Here is an 18,260-nt window from a genome sequence, read left to right as displayed (position 1 = left end):
GAGAGTGGACTGGTCACGGCTCGGAGACCTCACTGAGTCACCAACAGATGGTGATCAGTCCGACGAACAGAGAGGACAGGCTATTACCGTCACTGCACTTTACGACCCAGACACTCGCCTAGAGATCGTTTGAGGGGTGTTTTCTATGCACTTCAAGTGTAGCAGGACCTACGGTATACGGTAGGAAGTTCACTATAGGCGACGCGGTAGCGTCACAAACAAGTCAAGGAAATCTGGATATCGTTACCAGAGAGCAATTGCGTATATTTTGCTCGTGACCTAGAGTCTATTCAGCAATCCTGTTCAGCGGCCATCTAGTTGCATGACTACCAGCCCCGCGCTCGTCTAGTGCTATCTAGAGAGGGTGCTTACGGCACCCGACAGTCTGCTACTGTCCGCTGCACACCAGCGAGGGCAAACATGACACGGATATCCAAGACGCGTGGTCACACCGTCTGGACGAGAGGGACGACACAATGACAGACAACGATCCGAACGAAAGAGAAACAGGTTCAGCGCTTGCCGCCCGCAACTCGAAGACCGAGTCCAACTCGAGGCCGGTGACGCGACGTCACGTGCTTCGATCGGCCGGTGCGGCCGCGCTGGCGACGGGACTCATGGCGTCTCAGGGGGCAGCAGGGGGCGCCGACGTCCCGAGGACGACCGCGGGGGCGCAGAGCGGACAAGAACGCGAGACACTACCGGTACTGGCGGTCACTTCCCGTGGGTTGACCGACGATCAGGCGGCGACGATCGGACAGGAGCTCGAGGTCGACGGCGAGTTCCAGGTCGACGACCAGGGAGTTCTTCAGTACATCGACCCCGAGGCGTACATGCCCATCCCGGCGAGGGACGTCGAGCCCAGAGAAACCGAGGACGAAGACGAGACCGAGCAGTACGATCCGTCGATGGCGATGGACTTCCAAGCCCTGAGCCAGCAGCCGGAGCCGCCGAACCCGGACGAGCTGGGCGAGCGATTACTGCAGGCGCTCGAAGCAGCCGAGGCCCTCCCGGACGACCCGCTGCAGTTCGAACGGACCGCGAGCAACGCCTCGATCGAGGTCGCCAGCGCCGACGATGGCTCCCGGGAATTCGAGCGACGGCTCGATACGGCCTTCTACCTGACCCCCTCCTTCGACGGAATCAGACTCGAAGGACCGGGGGCGAAGATCCGGAGCCGGGCATCAAATAGCGGCGAGGGAACAGTGATCGGGGACGTCCGACACAGCTTCCGACAGGTCGAACCCGGGCCCGAGATCGAACTCACCCCGCCCGAGGAGGTGGTCGAGCGTTACGGCCGTGCGGTCAACCAGCTCGTCGACGGCGAAATCGTCGAACTGGCCGAACCCCGCCTTACCTACCTCGCGCCAGAACTCCGACGTGTCAACGACAATCCCGTCGGTGAGGGGACCAACGAGGTGCAGGCGCTCGTACCGCACTACTCGGTCGGTGGGACGGTCAGGATCAAGAACGACGAGGCGGAGGAGCCCGTCGAGGTCGAACTCCTCCGAGAGTACGTTCCCGCGACTACAGACGACGAGTTCGTACCCGTCGTCGAGGTTTCGGCCAACGCAGAAGGCGACCGCGTCGACGCGAGTGTTGACGTCGAGGGCGGGCAGCCGCCATACAAGGTCGAGTGGAATCTCTCGCAGGGATCGCTCGGACTCGATCCAGCGACTACGGGTGATCCGCCCGAGATTTCCGAGACGATCACGGCCCGCGAGGCCATCGAGGAAACCACGATCACGGCAGAGGTGACGGACGCGAACGGCGTAACCGTCAGTGCCCAACAGCGACTGACAGTCGCGGTGGAACCAGAACTCAGCGTCGCTGCAGGCGCCAGTGGCAGGCTGTTCGGATCGCGGCCGCACGCGACTCGAACGGGGAGCATCAGCGGCCCGGCAGACGCGTCCGCGCGGACTGATACGAACGTTCCCGGGACCGTAGATGTCGGTACGGAGACGGCGATCTGGCCAAACTGGGCGTCGGGGTTCATCCGCGAGGCTAGAATCGCCGGCGTCAGCAGGAACAATACCTGGACCGGTAACAGCGTCTGGGAGAAGGACTTCCGGTCTCCGACTGACGACAACGTTGGCGTCGACACCGCGGACCTCGTGTTCGCCAGTGGGCACGGGATGCCACGCGGCTGGACTGTCGAGAACCCGAATCACGACGACAAGTGGATCTGGCACACGAACGCCGACGGCGACTGGGGTGATTTCGACATCGAGTGGCTCGCACTGATGTCCTGTAACGTGCTGGCCCCGGATGACGGGTCCTGCGGCAGCTGCAACGGTCTCAGCGTGTTCGATCGCTGGCGCCAGGAGTTCGACGGCCTGCACCAGTTCCAAGGGTTCCGGACGCTCGGCTGGCGCGTTCCCGGGTTCCCGGACGCGTACGGCCGGTACGTGTTCGGCAACTGGTTCTTCCCGGGACTGCCGCTGCGGAAGGCTTGGTTCCTCGCCGTCGACAACTACCAGCCGGCATACGACACGGACCAGAACTGGCGCGTACGCGGTGCAGTGATGTACACGGCTGACAGCGAGGGGCGGAGCTGTTTCAACGATCACTTCCACGGGGAAGGCCCCGTTGGCCCAGACATCCCACTGGGCCAGTCCCGGTGGATCTGCTACGTCATCGGTGGGGTGGGCGGCGGGTAGGTCCGCCCCGCCGGCGCGACTGCGGGTGCTGCTGCTCGGACCGCGCTGCTCGTAGGCCCCATTGCGTTCGCTGCTCGTGAAGAAACTCGTCAGTCTGGAGGGTGACAGTTGTCGGAAATAGTGTTCCCTCCTGCAGACGGGTGCGTAACATTCGATAGTCAGTCATTCGTCGTTAGCGACGAGACCGGGAGGGAACGGTTCTCGATCTCGGAGACATCCTTTGGCTCGGTTATAGGTAATTAAAAGTCCCTCAGTCCTCCAGCAACGCCTCCAGTTCGTAGTACCGTTCTCGGAGCGTCGCCGGACTCACGGACGCGGCCGTCGCCAGTGCCGCCTGCGTGACGCCGAGGTCGCGTTCGCGCCCGGCCCGATACAGACAGGCCGCTGCGACGCCCGCGGGATTCCGTCCGTTCGCCAGTCCGTGGTCCGCGGCCAGTTCCGTCAGTTCGGTCGCGCGATACTGCACCGACGACGGGATCGACGCGTCGCAGGCGCTTGCACACCGCGGGACGAACGACCGCGGACGGCGCAGTTTCGTCTCGAGACCGAGTTCCCGGTTGAGGACGCGGTAGGCGTTCTCGATCTGGTCGACCGACCGCGACGACGCGGACGCGACCCGTTCGAGCGTCATCGTCTCCCCGCGACACCGACACGCCGCATACACGCTACCGGCAGCCATCGACTCGATCGACCTCCCTCGGATGAGCGACTGATCTTGCGCGCGTCGGTACACGAGACTCGCCTCCTCCCGATGATCACGGGAGAGCTCGAGGGCACTCACGAGTCGCGCGATCTCGGAGCAGGCGAACGCGAGGTTCCGTTCGGCTTTCGACTGCTGTTGCGCCCTGTTGTGCTGCGTCCGAAGGCGATTGAGTCGCCGTCGTTTGTCCAGCGAGAGCAGGTTTCCGTTCCCGTCCCGTTTCCTACCGATTGTCGAAGTGAGCCCGCGATCGTGTCTCGCGAGCGTCAACGGCGACCCGGTTCGCTTCTTGGACTCGTCGCCGTCGTCGAACGTTCGGGGTGTCGCCCCGTGTGCGAGCCGATACTCGTCCGTGACGAGCCCGCAGTCGAGACACCGCGTCTCCCCGTCGGCCGTCAGGAGTGGTCCATCGCACTCCGGACAAGCCGTGTCAGTCGTCGAGTCGGTATCCTCGTCGAAGCCACTGTCGTAGATATCTCTGAGCGACATCGGTCGTATCGAGACGGCCCTTTTGGACCGCCCCGCGCCCCTCACGGGGCGATAAACAACCACCGTCTATTTCCGACAAAGCGGGGCTCGCTCGTTTGAACGAGCATCCCCGGGGTATCGGTCGTTAGTACGGATACTGGTGGACGAGCGTTCCGGAGCCGTCGAAGATGAACACCGTATCGCCCGATTTGTCCCAGATCGGCGAACCACTTCCAGTAGAGATCAGTCTCTGTATCGGTCCAACTTCCGGTGTGAAGCGACACCAGTCACTATCTCTCAGAGCCTCCAATTGATAAGCCGCCCCGTATTCACTCGGTAGAGATGCTAATATCCACAACATCACCCAAATCAGTATCCCAAAACCGGTTATAGGATTTACTGTAGACCGAGACTGGGGAGTCTGCATTGGGTAGAGGGTCGACTAAGACGTAGTGGCGGGTCGAATCTGTGAAGCTGATTTTGTGCCGCGCACGGTTCGGATCGGCATAGTACGCTGATTCGACACCAACGAACGTGCCACTCTTCGTGAGTATATTTCCGCTTTTCGCGGACTCGTACTGTACGGTCAACTCCCGCTCCGGAACAGTGCCGTTGACCGATTCGGCGAACAGTCTCAACGCATCATCCGCAATCGCGACATTCGGCATACGATCGAATGCAGCACCGAGTTCGGCAATCCGATCCGCGACAGACAACTCACTGAGCGGCGTGAACTCCACTGCAGGAAGTGTGTCGTTGGTCATTTCCAATAGCTGGCCGTCTGACGGCTCAATCCGCACCCATTCAACGGACAAGGCAGGTGTATCACTCGGGCCTTCCCACCGAATTTCGAAGGGCTCACCTGTCCCATAGAGATCAAGTGTCCCATTCCCATCACCAACGGTTTCCAACCGATGCGTCAGTTGTATCTGGCGCAGTTGACCGTCATCGAGGGGTGCAGCATCGGCAAACCGCACTCGCATCGACAGTACGGGATGGTCCGAGTAGTCCAGATTGTAGGAGGTGTAATCAGGGACAGCCCCACAGGAATCGACGAGCTGGACAATATCTCCTTGGATTTCTTTTGTTCCGGGGGATACGGTTGCGTCCTTTCGAAGCCCAATGACGATGTCGTCTCCAACCGAGACATTACATAGGGACGACTGGACATCAAGCGTCAGCATCTCCGCCGCCGGATATGGAGGTTCCTCGTATTCGATCCGTACCTTGAAATCGTACTCTGGATGTGGCGGTGTGAAGACGTAGGTCCCAGTTTCTGGCGATCGATCCAGGGTCAACGAGAGGATACGATTCGAATTGTCGGGACAAGCAAGTACGGAATAGAACCCCTGTTCAGACGGGGAGACAGCAACTTCGGGCCCTTCCCCATCCTTGTGTGACCATGTTCCGAATACGTGGCGATAGCCGTTCGTTTCCGTGAGCGCCTGGTCGTTCCAGTATGCCCGCACCCGTTCAGTAGTCATTCTACTGGGACGATGAACTGGAGTGCCATAACCACTATCGCCGCCTCGCGCGCGGGGGTGGTGCAAGAGTCATTACGGCACACCCCGACCTTCACCAAGATGCGATGGTCGAATCTACCACAGCTGACGTCGAGAAACACGCGAACACATTCCAAGAACTGAAAAAATCGTTCTATTTCACGAGCACTATTGTGAGTGCAAAACACGGCAATGACCACGCACTAGAACGACTCCGTCAGCCCCAATCCATTGCATTGGAACTGCCCGGCAACCGTGCGGAAGCGTTGGAGAATGCAGCCGTCTATACCCGCAAACTCGCCAACCTGAACATTCCGACAGAGGTGGAACATCTCACTGCAGTGGAGCGAGGCCACCGGATCGCTATTCATCTCAATCCAGGAACGTAGTGGCAGTAGTTGCACGCTCGAAATATGGATGTGATAATTTGATTCGCCGGAGATCGAGATGTTGCGATGGTGTGGCCCTGAGAATTCAACCTAGCTGGAATCGGCAGCGGGGATCAGCTTTTCCACTTGAAAGCAGGCTATAGAGGTATCACCGGCTTCTTTGATACCGACTCCGCGATCGAGAGGGTGCTACGGACCGTCCAGACGTTCTGTGAGTCGGTCGAGGACAGCCCAGAGGGTCCGCAACGGCGTCTCCGCATCGAACGAGATCGATCGATACTCGTAGTCAGCCTCCGATGACTGTCTGACCTGAAAGTGCGTCGTTCCCTCGACGTGAGGGTTCGGTTCGCGGTGTCACCCGCAGTCGAATCCCGTACTCTCGCTATGACCTCCTCCTCGCCGTAAACGGTGAGGCTTCCCACGGCACCGCACCGCTGGATTGGGATATTTGATGGTTTACGACCCGACGGCATGACGGGTTGATGGCGGGGCCACACCGCCGTTACTCCTATCCTGGCATGGGACTCGGAGTTATCTTGGCCGAGACACCACAGCGGTTCGAGAGGACGTCTCGAACGTTATGGGCCTCAGGGTCCTGATATTGTGCATTTATGCGGGCGGTGTGACCGCCTCAGCGTATGTCCTGCTATGAACCGATACTGCTTAAATATCCGTATTAGCGTCGATACGTGGTTCGTGAAGGAATTGGCGGGTTCACTCCCACCGTAAACGGCGGGATTCTCTCCCTGAAGAAAGATAGTGAAACACGAACTCCGGTTCGACTGGGCTCGGCCACCAGGCAACGCGAAGCGTCGCGTGGTCGGCGTCGCTCCCAAGTATCGCGGGAACGAGTTCGGCCCGCAGTTCCCGGAATTTACCGTCCGGGATCCCACGTACGTGTTCCACTGCAGGATGGCGCTCAAGTTCGCGTTGGAGTTCACGAAGGATACGATGTCGTTCCTGCCCGGGGTCGTCCGGCTCTCGGCCGCCATCCGAACGGAGGCTGGATACTGTCTGTTCAACAGCGAAGAAGGTCATGCCAGCGCTGACCGTCCAGTGAACTCGCCGTAGTGTTCAAGCGCATCCTGAACGAGCGAGAGACGGTAGCGGGTGTGCTCCCAGTCACTCGCGTCCCGCCGTCGTTTCCGTGCTGCCTCCGCGGACACTTCTTCGGCAACTGCGCCGACGCGGACATCGTCCGGGTTGGCGACGTCGTACTCGGATTGCCACTCCTCGATATCCGCCTTGAGGTCCGCGGCGAGATCTACCAGTTCGTCCCGGTCGTGTTCATCGACGAGTGCACGCAGCTCCCGCGTCCGTACGTACACTGGATCTGGGTAGTACCTCGTTGCATCAGTGCTATTATTGGCCGTCAGGACGTTCAGGTCGGTGAGTCGTTGCAGGTGACTCCGTGCAGTGTTCTCTGCGACCAGCGCTTCCTCGGCGATCCAGGATGCGGTTCGTGGCTCCGAGACCGTCAGTGCGACACTCTGAACGCGGTCGAACGCGCTTGTGTGTTCTTTCCACGTCGCAGTTCCCGGCGGATCGTCTGTCGAATCGTCCGTAGTCATAGGGTGATATACCGTTTGGGGCGTACAATTCTACTTCAAGCTAGAATTATTGAGTTCAAGGCAGCTACCTGAAAGGGAACGAACTGGGAACGGTCACAGTGGCCTCGTAGGATGATCGATTCATCCGTTGCTCAGGCGTTAGGAAGTTCACGTCGCCCAGTTCGGACGCACTCCCAGCACGGGAAGTCACCGGCGAGTTCCTCACAGTCACAGTTCGCAGCATCGCCTGATCGCTTTTCGTCGGTTGTTTCGTCGCTTTCCCCGGCCGTATCATCCGTTGCCGTCGCGCCACCATCTGTGGCGACCTGCTGGTGAATCGCGGCCGTGAGGACCGGTTCCCGAATCGCGACGGCAACGCGATGCTTGCAGGCGCCGTCGTAGTGTTCGTCCGCCGGACACTCGCAGGAGCTTGGGATCTCCTCGTCGACCGTGACGAGGTACTCGTGTTCGTCGGGGTTCGCGTGACTCCCGTTTCTGACGCGGACGCCGCGTTCGTCGACGGTGAACTCGAAGGCCTCGTACTGTGCGCGCTTCACGACGCGCGTTGTAACGTCTAAGTGAGCTAGTGGAACAGTCATGGGTCCGCAGGGCACGTCGAAGCGTGCCCCGCACCCCTCAGGGGCACAAAAAATCGCTATAGAGGAAACAGCAGTCGTCGGAATTCGTCGGCGATTTCAGCCGATCTCGTACTCGACTACGTCCGTCTGTCCGCAGTACGGACACCGCTCTGCTTCCGAATCGAGATCTTTCCCGCATCGCCGGCATTCGTAGATGACCATCGAACCGCCGCCCGCGGTCGGGAGACAGACGAGGAGTGTTCGGATCATCCTCGTCGATCCGAATGAGGATCGTCCGTCGACGAGGTGTCCACCCACAGTCGAGGGACGTATCCGACCGTGTCGACCGTCGTCGCGTACCTCCGCAGGACCGCGACGAGTGCGAGTTCCGGGACACCTGCTTCCGCGTGCGTGACTAACCATTGTTCGAGTTCGTCCGTTGCCTCTTGCCGTCGCTGGTGTTCTACTGGCGTCATAAGCGAGACGGACACAGATGAACGCGCCCGCACCCCTGCGGGCGCAAATAAACGTAGAGGCCCTGGTTCACAGGGTTCTGTACGACTTATTTATCGCGATAACTCCGAAGTTAGGGTGAAGTTGTCTTATCGATCGCGTCTTCGAGGAGATCCAGAAATGCATTGTCGTACTGTTCTTCTGCGTGATTCACGTTCCAGTTTGATGCCGACGTAGTGGAAACAGAGGAGGGCTGAACGTGATTTGCGCGACCAGTTCAAGGCTCTAATCCAGGATATTGAGGAGGAGCATGATGAAGGTGCTCCTGTTGAGGTATTGAGGGAAAGAGCGAATGAAGTAGGTGTGAGTTCTTCACAAATAGATGCGATGATTGAGAAGTTGAAGCAGCTAGGCGAGGTCTACGAACCTCGTACCGACCACCTGCGTACTACTTGAAACAGGATTAGCTGGTTCAACCGGTTGTTTGACGGATGCAGAGGGCTTCTCCGGAAACTACCATTACTATATGTATGCGATAACCGAATGTGTAGTTAACAGGGTATGGTTCCACCGAAAGATACTATCTCCACCGAGAATGTAGTCGGATCCAGTAGTATTGAGCAGGAGTTGGATTTAGAGACCTTGGCAGATGACCTGGATGAAGTCAGCTATGATCCCGGTCAGTTCCCAGGAGTTATCTACCGAATCGAGGAGCCGAAGGCGACTTGTTTGATTTTCCGGTCAGGGAAAGTGGTGTGCACTGGCGCACAGTCAATTGATGATTTGACTGAAGCAGTGTCGTTGACATTTGAAACGCTTCAAGGGTTAGGGCTTGAGATCCCCGCTGAACCAGAGGTAGAGATCCAGAATATCGTTTCGAGCGCTGACCTTTCTTCCCGTTTGAATCTTAATGCGATTGCGATTGGACTCGGGCTGGAGCATGTGGAGTATGAACCTGAACAATTTCCAGGGTTAGTGTATCGTCTAGAGGAGATGGATGTTGTGGTGCTTCTGTTTGGCAGTGGGAAAATCGTTATTACGGGCGGTAGCCGGCCTGAGGATGCAGAGGTGGCTTTTGATAGGGTTGAATCTCGTTTATTTGATCTCGACCTTCTTGAATAAACGCGGGCGAGACACTATCTTATATACATGAATTTATTTAACCATAGAAAGTTAAAGGGAACCAACCTAACTTGTAGTGCCAACCTTCTCCTTTTCGAATTGGTGCAGTATACCATCCGAAAATCTACTCCGGTTCTGTATCCCCCTCTGTCCAGTTTGGATTGTTGATAACTCCGTATCACCCATTTCAGGGGAATCATCACGGCCAGCGTCTTATCCGTCCAGTATGGCGGTTCTTTCAGTTCCTGCCAATCGTGGCGGTTCACGTAGTCCTCAAAGGAGGTTTCTGGATCAGCACCATACTCACTTCTGTATTCCGCACCGGGTTTCACTTGATACGTGCCCGGCTCGACGAAACGTATCTGTACGTATTCGTCTTGCTGGAACTGGAGGACAGGTGAACGCGCCCGCACCCCTTCGGGGCAAATGAATCACCGGCTATTCTCTCGGGAGTGATTCGCTGAGACCTCTAAACAGCATTGAGGTTGTGGCTGCGCGCGCAGCGAAGCGAGCACGGAGCGGAGGGCGGGGCGGTGGGGACCGGGTCGGACCGGCACACAACAAAAAAGAACTGCTTCTCGCCGCCTACTCCCACCACCGACCGCGGTCGGGGAACAGGACGGTGCTCCACCCAGTGACGGCTACCGAGACGCGTCCCTCGTACCAGTTTCTACTCGCTCCGTGGATGCGCACGCGTTCGCCTTCCTCCATCCAGGGTTGTCTCGATTGCTTCCACACCGTCACGCGTGTCTGCCCGCTCTCATCCGCGACGAGGCCGACCTGAGCGATGCTCGGATGCGAGGGATTCCAGAGTGTCTCGACACGACCTTCGATGCTCACTGATTGTCGATTCACGTCTTCGAGCCTCCCAATCGGGACCACCTGTCCCGGCGCTTCCTGAAGTTCCTCTTTCGTCCCGACGACCGCGCCCAGCACGCCCGCGCCGTCCGCGACTCGCTCGGCCAACCGCCGACTGATCGCCGCCCGCGACCAGCCGTCGAGTTCGTCGTCCAACCGCACAGCCTGCTTGTTCACCGTCCCCAACTGCTCCTGAGACAGTTCCGCTCTCGGGTCGCCTCGGTCCGGGTCTTCCCACGGAGTCACGCTCGCCGCGCGCTTCCGGAACTCTCGATGCCGCTCTATACATCCTTCTCTCGCCACGAGCCGGGTCTGCGCTTCCCGATTCAGTTCGATGTTCCGCTCTCGTCGCTCTCGTGTCCGCCGTATCTCCCGTTCGCGCGCTTCCAGTCGTTCCTCTGCTTCCAGCGTGAGTCCCGATGTCTTCGCGTCGGGGTGGTTCGTGTCGACCTTCCCTTGGATCTCCTGCTCAACCGTCGGCTGGAGGTTCTGTTCTCGTTCGGCCACTTCGTCGACGACCGCCGACTCGTACAGCGCGAGCGTCGTCTGTTCGCTATCCGTCTCGTCCGAAACTTGATTACCGCGTAGGTTCTTACGTGACATTGGAATCTCACCGATTCCGAAGGCGCTCACCGCGCCGACACCGCGACTCCACTCGCGGTTTCTCAGACTACCATCGACGATAGACACATCTGCGCGCCGCTCGCGCCTTCGTGAGCGCCCGGAGGGCGCGAGCGGCGCGCCCGTGTGGGAGGACACGACCAGCCCCGCGCGCCGACCCGGCCGTCGCAAACGGCCAGCGGAGTCCCCGTTTCGCCCGCGACGCAACGACGTCCGTCGCGGGGCGACGCGTTCCGGAAGCCTCCGGAAGTCCGGAACCGAAACGGGAGACCCGCTGGCGGCAAACCGGACGGCTGGCAGGACCCGCACCCACTGGAGCGGAAAGCCCGCCCGGAACGGTCGGTGCCGAGTGCCGCGACGGCCGGCAGCGGCGAGCGGGGCGAGCCGTACCGTAGCATCTGAACATCTGGCGGCGTCGCTCGGCGAGCCATCTACCGTCCTGGCGGACGCAGAAAGGGCAAGGTTGTCTCGACCGCTCCCGACCTGAAGCATCACAAGCACGAGGCACACAGAAACCGCTGAACGTTCTCTTCCAATTTTGCCGTCCCTATTCCTTCTCTACAGTCTCAGGGCCCGGACAGACGATTAGGAGATGTTAATTGGTACCAAACATTCAGGAAGTTAGCGAATCCACATCAAGAGAGAGTGGCTCATGGAAGACTCCCAGGATACAAATGAGAACGTAGCAGACAGAGATACCCATCCAGACGACGGTAGCCATCACCAGCACGGACCCGGCGATCACGATGAAACGATAGACGAGTCTGACGAGCAGCGAGTCGAACAGGAGTTACTGGAAGACGAAGCTCAAACTTCTGAGAAGGGTGAGGCGGCTCTAGATGGGCAGCACGAGCACGCCGGACACGAGGGCGAAGGGCACGGCCACGGTTCCCACGAGGGACACGGTGAGGGTCATGGCGGGATGCACGAAGGCCACGAGCAGATGTTTCGCCGGCGTTTCTTCGTCTCGACGCTTCTGTCGATTCCTGTCCTCCTGTACAGCGAAACACTGCAGGAGTGGCTCGGGTTCTCCGTCCCCGCGTTTCCGGGGAGCGAGTGGATCAACCCGGTCTTCGCGGTCATCGTCTTCGCGTACGGTGGTGTCCCGTTCCTCCAGATGGCGGTCCCGGAGCTGAAAGACCGGGCACCGGGGATGATGACGCTGATCTCGATGGCGATCAGCGTCGCGTTCGTTTACAGCCTCGCCAGCGTGTTCGTCCCGACGGAGTCGGCGTTCTTCTGGGAGCTCGTAACGCTGATCGACATCATGCTGCTGGGCCACTGGATCGAGATGCGATCGGTGCGGCGTGCCTCGAGCGCGGTCGACGAACTGGCGAAGCTGATGCCTGATACCGCCGAGCGGATCACCGGTGACGGGGAGACGGAGGAAGTCCCCGTTAGTGAACTCTCCGAGGGCGACCTCGTGCTCGTCCGGCCGGGTGCGAGTGTCCCTGCTGACGGCAGCGTTCAAGAGGGTGATTCGGACGTCAACGAGTCGATGATCACGGGTGAGTCGAAACCGGTCTCGAAGCAACCCGGCGACGAGGTCATCGGCGGGACGATCAACGGCGACGGTAGTCTCCGCGTGCGCGTCGGTGCGACGGGCGAGGAGACGACGCTCGCGGGGATCATGCGACTGGTCGAGCAAGCCCAGCAGAGCAAGTCCCAAACCCAAGTGTTGGCCGACCGCGCCGCTGGCTGGCTGTTCTACGTCGCCGTCGCGGCGGCGGGCGTGACAGCAATCGCGTGGACAATCGCGGTGTCGTTCAACGCAACGGTCGTCGAGCGCGTCGTCACGGTGCTCGTCATCGCCTGCCCGCACGCGCTCGGACTCGCTATCCCACTGGTCGTCGCGATCAATACGTCGCTCGCGGCTCGCAATGGAATGCTCGTCCGTGATCGGATAGCCATGGAGGAGGCACGGAATCTGGACGCTATCATCTTCGACAAGACGGGGACGCTCACCGAAGGTGAGCACGGCGTCGTCGACATGGCGACTGTCGACGGCGTCGACGAGGACGACGCACTCGCGCTGGCGGCGGCCGTCGAGAGAGACTCCGAACACATGATCGCACGAGCCATCCGCGAGGCCGCCGAAGAGCGAGACATCACCGGTCCTGACGCGTCCGGCTTCGAGGCGATCAAAGGCCGGGGCGTCCGAGCGACCGTCGACGGAAACGAGGTGTACGTCGGCGGGCCGAATCTGTTGCCCCAACTCGATCGCGAGGTCCCTGACCACCTCCAGCGCTTCGCTGACGAAGCCGGCCAGAACGCACGGACCGTGGTGTATCTCGTTCGCGAGGGAGAGTTGATCGCCGCCTTCGCGATGGCCGACGTAATCCGCGAGGAGAGTTTCCGTGTCGTCGACGCCCTCCACGATCTGGGCATCGAGGTAGCGATGCTGACTGGGGACTCTCAGGACGTGGCCAACGCCGTCGCCGACGAACTGGGGATCGACACGGTGTTCGCGGAGGTCCTCCCCGGAGACAAGGACAAGAAAGTCCAGGAACTCCAGGACCAGGGCAAGCTCGTAGGAATGGTCGGTGACGGCGTGAACGATGCTCCGGCGCTGACACGGGCCGATGTCGGTATCGCCATCGGAAGCGGCACCGACGTGGCCGTTCAGTCGGCCGACGTCATCCTTGTCCAGAATAATCCCATGGACGTGGTTCGGCTGGTGAAGCTGAGTAAGGCGAGCTACCGGAAGATGCAGGAGAATATCGTCTGGGCCGCGGGATACAACGTCTTCGCACTCCCGCTTGCAGCGGGCGTGTTGGCTCCGATCGGGATTCTGCTGTCGCCGGCCGTTGGCGCACTGCTGATGTCGCTGAGTACGGTCATCGTCGCGATCAACGCGCAGTTACTGCGGCGCGTCGACCTCTCCGTACCGAGTCTTTCAGGCGTCTCAGTAGGTGGTCAGGCCCGTCCGGCAGACTAGACCACAGGAACGATCCTCGACGAGCACACGTCGGGGAAGCCTCACTGGTAGCGATACTTTTTGACTCCGGTGGTCAAACGTCGGGACCTGGGATCCAAGCGTTCTGATTCACTCAGCGATTCCGCTCAATCCAGTCACAGAATTCCTGAAAATCCATCGTGCTTGGTCTGCGATATCCCATAATGTGCCTGTACTCAGTTCATCATGAAGTGATCCGGGAACGGCTCGTGCATCGGTAGCATGACTGGAGGGCGGCTCCCAACGAAGAATTGCAAGGTCGGCATTCGTCCGATCCCGCTATTGCGTATTCAGCGTTCTATTGTCTGGTGTATTCTACGGAGGTGGCGTGGTATCGGTATGTGGTGTTTTGTGGGGAACGAGACTTCACAGTGGTTTTCTACGGCATCTTCATCTTGCAGAGTGCCGTAGTGTTGGGGGAGATGCCCACCGTTCAGATGGACGATATCGAGACCTACTACGAGGTGAGCGGAGATGGTCCACCTATCGTCTTCATACATGGCGCACTGTCCGATCATTCAGCAGCAGCACAACAGCTAGAGGCGTTCAGTGACACATACACTGCCATTGCGTACGATCTTCGAGGCCATGGCAACACCACGAATCCCCAGCACACACCGTATTCAATCGACTTGTTGGCAGAGGATCTCCACGCATTTATAACGGAGATGAGCCTCGATCGTCCGGTTCTCTGCGGGGCCTCGATGGGAGGGATGATCGCCCAGGTTTACGCAAGTCGTTACCCGGATCAGCTTAGCGGGCTCGTGCTCGCCGACACCTTCTCCCCAGCGTTCCTCGGCCGGCGCGACCGCATGGAGCGATCGACGCTGGTGAATGCCATGATAGGGCTCGTTCGCCTTGTTGGATACAACCGTGCGAAGGGTCTCATACTATGGTTCGGACGCAAACTAGAGCGGGATCAGACCACAAGTCTCCGCACCGACGCCTTCCCGGATATGGATACCGAGGACGCCGTGAATGCTCTCAAGGCGGTCGCCGACTTCCATACTACCGATCTCGACCTCTCTTCGATCACCGTCCCGACGCTCATTCTATACGGGGAGCACGAAACCTCCATAATCAGCCGCCACGCCCCGATACTATCCTCCCAAATCCCCGACTCGACTGCCCAAGAAGTCCCCGACGCAGGCCATGCATCTCCCTGGGATAACCCCGAATTCTTCAACAGCACAATTCAAACGTTCCTCACGGATCGAACCCCAATCGAGGCAGAATAGCGAGTCTATCTCTTCTGGTCACTCGCCGCAGGTAGTGTAAAGGAGAACGTCGCTCCCTCACCGGGTTCGGAGTCGACCCATATCTCGCCGCCGTGGCGCTCGACGATGCGCTCGCACAGCGCAAGGCCGATTCCCGTCCCCGTGTGTTCGTCGTCCACGTGGAGGCTCTGGAACACCTCGAAAACGCGGTCGGCGTCGGCCGGGTCGATACCGATCCCTTCATCGCTAACCGAGACGACCCACTGGCCATCGTTTCGTTCGGCCGAGATATCAACCCGGGGTGGACCGTCGCCGCTGTACTCGATGGCGTTGTTGAGCAGGTTTTGGAACACCTGGCGTAACTGTCCGCCGTCGCCCTCAACGACGGGTAACTCGTCGGCGGTTATCTCGGCGTCGTTCTCCTCGATCCGGACCTGGAGATCGTCGCGGACGTCTGCGATAACGTCGTCCAGATCGACGGACGCGAAGTCGTCGCCCTGTGTCTCGACCCGCGAGTACTGGAGAAGTCCCTCGATCATGTTGCGCATCCGATCCGCGCCGTCGACCGCGAACTCGAGGAATTCCTCGCCCTCCTCGTCGAGGACCTCCCCGTAGCGCTGTTCGATCAGCTGCAGGTAGGTCGACACCATCCGCAGGGGTTCCTGCAAGTCGTGGGATGCGGCGTAGGCAAACTGTTCGAGGCGTTCATTCGATTCTTCGAGCCGGTCGATTAGCTCTTCGAGTCGTCGCTCGCGCTGTTTGCGTTCTGTGATGTCCTGAGCTGCCCCGCGGAACGAGACGACTTCGCCGTCGACGGTCTCCGGGACTCCCTGTAACCGGAGCCAGCGTACGTCGCCAGTGGCCACGGTCCGGAGCCGTACCTCGATGTCGAAGGGATCACCCGAGGTGAGCGCTTCCTCGACGGCCGCCTCGACCCTCGGCTTGTCTTCCTCGTGGTACATGTCCAGCGCCTCGTCCAGCGGTGGTTCCTCGTCGCCGGGCACCTCCAGAAGGTCGAAGATATGGTCGGTCCAGAATACGTCCTGCGTCTCCGGATTGATCTCCCAGCCGCCGACATCAGCGATACGTTCGGTCCGCTCGAGTAAGTCGAGCGTCCGTTCGAGTTCGCGTTCACGCTGCTTGCGCTCGGTGATGTCCTGAGCGAAGCTCAGACCAGCGAAAATCTCGCCGTCGTCGGCCCGAAGTGGTGTGGCCCATACGCGCCAATGCCGACCGACGACCTCGGTTTCGATACTCCCGGTTTCACCGTCCTCGATAGCGGCCCGGAACAGTGGTTCGAGGTCGGCCACGGCGTCGTCGGGGTAGAGATCCGGCATTCGCGTCCCCTCGACTTCCTCTGCGCTGGGCGCTGGGTCACCGATCTTCTCACCCGCCGCCAGTGTGTACCGGAGGTCGTGGTCGTAGACGCCGACGACACCGTTCGGGAAGTGTTCGGCAAGCGTTCGGTAGAGGCGTTCAGATTCCTCAAGCTGGCGCTGGGCCTCTCTGCGTTCAGTGACGTCACTCAGAGTGATGACCCCACGGTCGACCTCGCCGGTCTCGTCCCGGATCGGCATGCCCTCCGCTTCGACGACGCGGCGCTCGCCGTCAGTAGCCTCGATCTCGAAGATTTCGGGGTCGGTCACCTCTTCGCCGTTGATCACACGGGCCAGGGTCATCTCTTCGGGTTTGACCCGGTCACCCGAGTCGGCCCATCTCACCGGGTACTGTTCGTACTCCGCTACAGAGTCTGCATCGAACACGTCTCCGCCCCAAATTTCGTGTGCGTTGTCGTTGGCCGCGACGATCTCCCCATCGTCCTCTGCGACGACGACACCGACTGGGAGCACCTCGAACAGGGTCTCAAGCTGTTCGTTGTTCCGCTCTATCTCGCGTTCGTATTCTTTGCGCTCGGTGACGTCCCGGACGACGAGCATACCGGCGAACACCTCGTCCGCGGCGTCCCTGACGGGGAGAGCGTGTGCGTAGAGGTATCGGTCCCCAAACTCGATCTCGAAGGTATCGGCTTCTCCTTCGAGTGCACTCTGAAAGTACGGCTCAATCTGTTCGACGAGGTCGTCCGGATGGAGCTCGTGGATGGTGCTCCCGATTCGGTCCTCCGGCTCTATATCGAGACTATCGAGGAGCTGTCCGCCAACGGCGGTGTACCGCATGTCCTCGTCGAACATGCCCACCGATCCGTTCGGAAAGTTCTCGACGAGTGTTCGGTACCGGTGCTCGCTCTTTTCGAGCTTGCGCTCGTTCTCGCGTTGTTTGGTGACGTCCTCGAAGGCGAACACGGCCCGTTCGAGTTCATCGTCTTCGTTCCATTGCGGGGCGCCGTTGACTGACACCCAGACGCGCTCACCAGAGGGTCTGCGAAGGCCAAGGATCTGATCGTGTATCTCCTCTTCCTGTGTGACGACGCGGTTGAACGGCATTTCCCCCGTTTCGAGCGGGTCCCCATTCTCTTCGACGAGGTCCAAGCGAGTATCATCGTGGGAGAACTCGCTGAGTTCGTCGCGAGAGCGTCCGTAAATTTCTTCGGCGCGCTCGTTGGCGAACGTCACCTCGCCGTCGGCGTCGACGACCGCGATCCCCACGGGGCTAGTCTCGACGATCCCTTCGACGATATCGCGTTCCTGTCGGAGGTTGCGCTCCTCCTGCTTGCGTCCGGTGATGTCACGCACGACTCCCATCGACCCCTGAAACGTTCCATCCTCGACGAGCAGTTGCAGCTCCAGCTCACACGGGATCGAGTCGTCGTCAGCCGTCCGGGCCGTGAACTCGATCGGCTCATCTCTGCGGTCATCATCGGTAAGCCGTCGGTGAATCTCGTGCTGGATACGACTGACGTCCTCGTCGGCAAGCACGAGCGACACGTACTCGCCGAGAAGTTCATCCTTGGAGTAGCCGGTTAACTCGACGATGGTGTCGTTGACCGCGACGAACCGCCCTTCGGAATCAAGCTGGTAGATGCCGTCGTCCACCATATTGACGATTGTGGAGTAGCGATCAAGTGCGAGCTCGCCGGTAGCGTCCGCCCAGAATCCTCTCTGTGTATTCCCGGCCTGATCGCTCATACGACCAGTGGTGGATCTCAGGTGGGATAAGTTCGTCGTGTACTGGTCGGGTCCGGAACTGCTCCTAGGTTTCTATACAGGCACACTCACCTGTCCGGTTCTC

General features: G+C 59.9%; 14 protein-coding genes. 7 read left to right on the top strand and 7 right to left on the bottom strand.

The annotated features are described in order from the left end of the window. The first annotated feature begins 476 nt into the window (after window positions 1–476). On the top strand, window positions 477–2,660 hold the full coding sequence (locus D8670_RS11445; protein ID WP_162994276.1) for a DUF6345 domain-containing protein: 2,184 nt from the start codon (window positions 477–479) through the stop codon (window positions 2,658–2,660). 250 nt (window positions 2,661–2,910) lie between these two features. On the opposite strand, the gene D8670_RS11440 is transcribed toward D8670_RS11445, so the two are convergent. Further along, entirely contained in the window at window positions 2,911–3,849 is a 939-nt protein-coding gene (locus D8670_RS11440) for a transcription initiation factor IIB (RefSeq protein ID WP_121818223.1), read from the bottom strand. Between the two features lie 308 nt (window positions 3,850–4,157). Beyond that, window positions 4,158–5,312: a hypothetical protein gene (locus D8670_RS20955; protein WP_162994275.1), complete on the bottom strand. Its 1,155-nt coding sequence runs from the start codon at window positions 5,310–5,312 to the stop codon at window positions 4,158–4,160. A gap of 104 nt (window positions 5,313–5,416) precedes the next feature. Here D8670_RS20955 and D8670_RS20950 point away from each other — a divergent pair, with 104 nt between their 5' ends. Further along, window positions 5,417–5,719: a hypothetical protein gene (locus D8670_RS20950; RefSeq protein ID WP_162994274.1), complete on the top strand. Its 303-nt coding sequence runs from the start codon at window positions 5,417–5,419 to the stop codon at window positions 5,717–5,719. Between the two features lie 759 nt (window positions 5,720–6,478). Then, window positions 6,479–6,790 (top strand): hypothetical protein, encoded by a 312-nt coding sequence (locus D8670_RS20945; RefSeq protein WP_162994273.1) that lies wholly within the window; start codon window positions 6,479–6,481, stop codon window positions 6,788–6,790. Here D8670_RS20945 and D8670_RS11425 read toward each other — a convergent pair. The 3 genes from D8670_RS11425 to D8670_RS20940 all read right to left on the bottom strand — a co-directional run bounded on the left by D8670_RS11425 (window position 6,754) and on the right by D8670_RS20940 (window position 8,117). Continuing rightward, complete coding sequence (locus D8670_RS11425; protein ID WP_121818220.1) at window positions 6,754–7,290, bottom strand: DUF7342 family protein; 537 nt, start codon at window positions 7,288–7,290, stop codon at window positions 6,754–6,756. The genes D8670_RS20945 and D8670_RS11425 overlap by 37 nt on opposite strands. A 131-nt stretch (window positions 7,291–7,421) precedes the next feature. Next, window positions 7,422–7,868 carry an SWIM zinc finger family protein gene (locus tag D8670_RS11420; RefSeq protein WP_121818603.1) on the bottom strand — a complete coding sequence of 149 codons (447 nt, stop codon included), beginning with the start codon at window positions 7,866–7,868 and terminating at the stop codon, window positions 7,422–7,424. Window positions 7,869–7,964: 96 nt separating this feature from the next. Next, window positions 7,965–8,117, bottom strand: a complete 153-nt coding sequence (locus D8670_RS20940; protein WP_162994272.1) for a hypothetical protein — start codon at window positions 8,115–8,117, stop codon at window positions 7,965–7,967. 447 nt (window positions 8,118–8,564) lie between these two features. Between D8670_RS20940 and D8670_RS21830 the strand changes: the two genes are divergently transcribed. Both D8670_RS21830 and D8670_RS11410 read left to right on the top strand, forming a co-directional pair. Next, window positions 8,565–8,756 (top strand): hypothetical protein, encoded by a 192-nt coding sequence (locus D8670_RS21830; RefSeq protein WP_375137274.1) that lies wholly within the window; start codon window positions 8,565–8,567, stop codon window positions 8,754–8,756. Between the two features lie 105 nt (window positions 8,757–8,861). Continuing rightward, window positions 8,862–9,422, top strand: coding sequence for a TATA-box-binding protein (locus D8670_RS11410; protein ID WP_121818219.1), 561 nt, complete (start codon window positions 8,862–8,864; stop codon window positions 9,420–9,422). A 585-nt stretch (window positions 9,423–10,007) separates the two neighbouring features. Here D8670_RS11410 and D8670_RS11405 read toward each other — a convergent pair. Then, complete coding sequence (locus D8670_RS11405) at window positions 10,008–10,883, bottom strand: DNA-binding protein (protein WP_121818601.1); 876 nt, start codon at window positions 10,881–10,883, stop codon at window positions 10,008–10,010. Between the two features lie 670 nt (window positions 10,884–11,553). On the opposite strand from D8670_RS11405, the gene D8670_RS11400 reads away from it, so the two are divergent. Together D8670_RS11400 and D8670_RS11395 are read left to right on the top strand one after the other, a co-directional pair. Then, on the top strand, window positions 11,554–13,839 hold the full coding sequence (locus D8670_RS11400; protein WP_121818218.1) for a copper-translocating P-type ATPase: 2,286 nt from the start codon (window positions 11,554–11,556) through the stop codon (window positions 13,837–13,839). 389 nt (window positions 13,840–14,228) lie between these two features. Beyond that, on the top strand, window positions 14,229–15,095 hold the full coding sequence (locus D8670_RS11395; RefSeq protein WP_233752229.1) for an alpha/beta fold hydrolase: 867 nt from the start codon (window positions 14,229–14,231) through the stop codon (window positions 15,093–15,095). A 5-nt stretch (window positions 15,096–15,100) separates the two neighbouring features. On the opposite strand, the gene D8670_RS11390 is transcribed toward D8670_RS11395, so the two are convergent. Then, window positions 15,101–18,157: a PAS domain S-box protein gene (locus tag D8670_RS11390; protein WP_121818217.1), complete on the bottom strand. Its 3,057-nt coding sequence runs from the start codon at window positions 18,155–18,157 to the stop codon at window positions 15,101–15,103. Window positions 18,158–18,260 lie beyond the last annotated feature (103 nt).

The organism is Halostella limicola (assembly GCF_003675875.1).
In the GTDB taxonomy this organism is placed as follows: domain Archaea; phylum Halobacteriota; class Halobacteria; order Halobacteriales; family Natronoarchaeaceae; genus Halostella; species Halostella limicola.
This window is presented reverse-complemented; position numbering and strand designations above follow the sequence as displayed.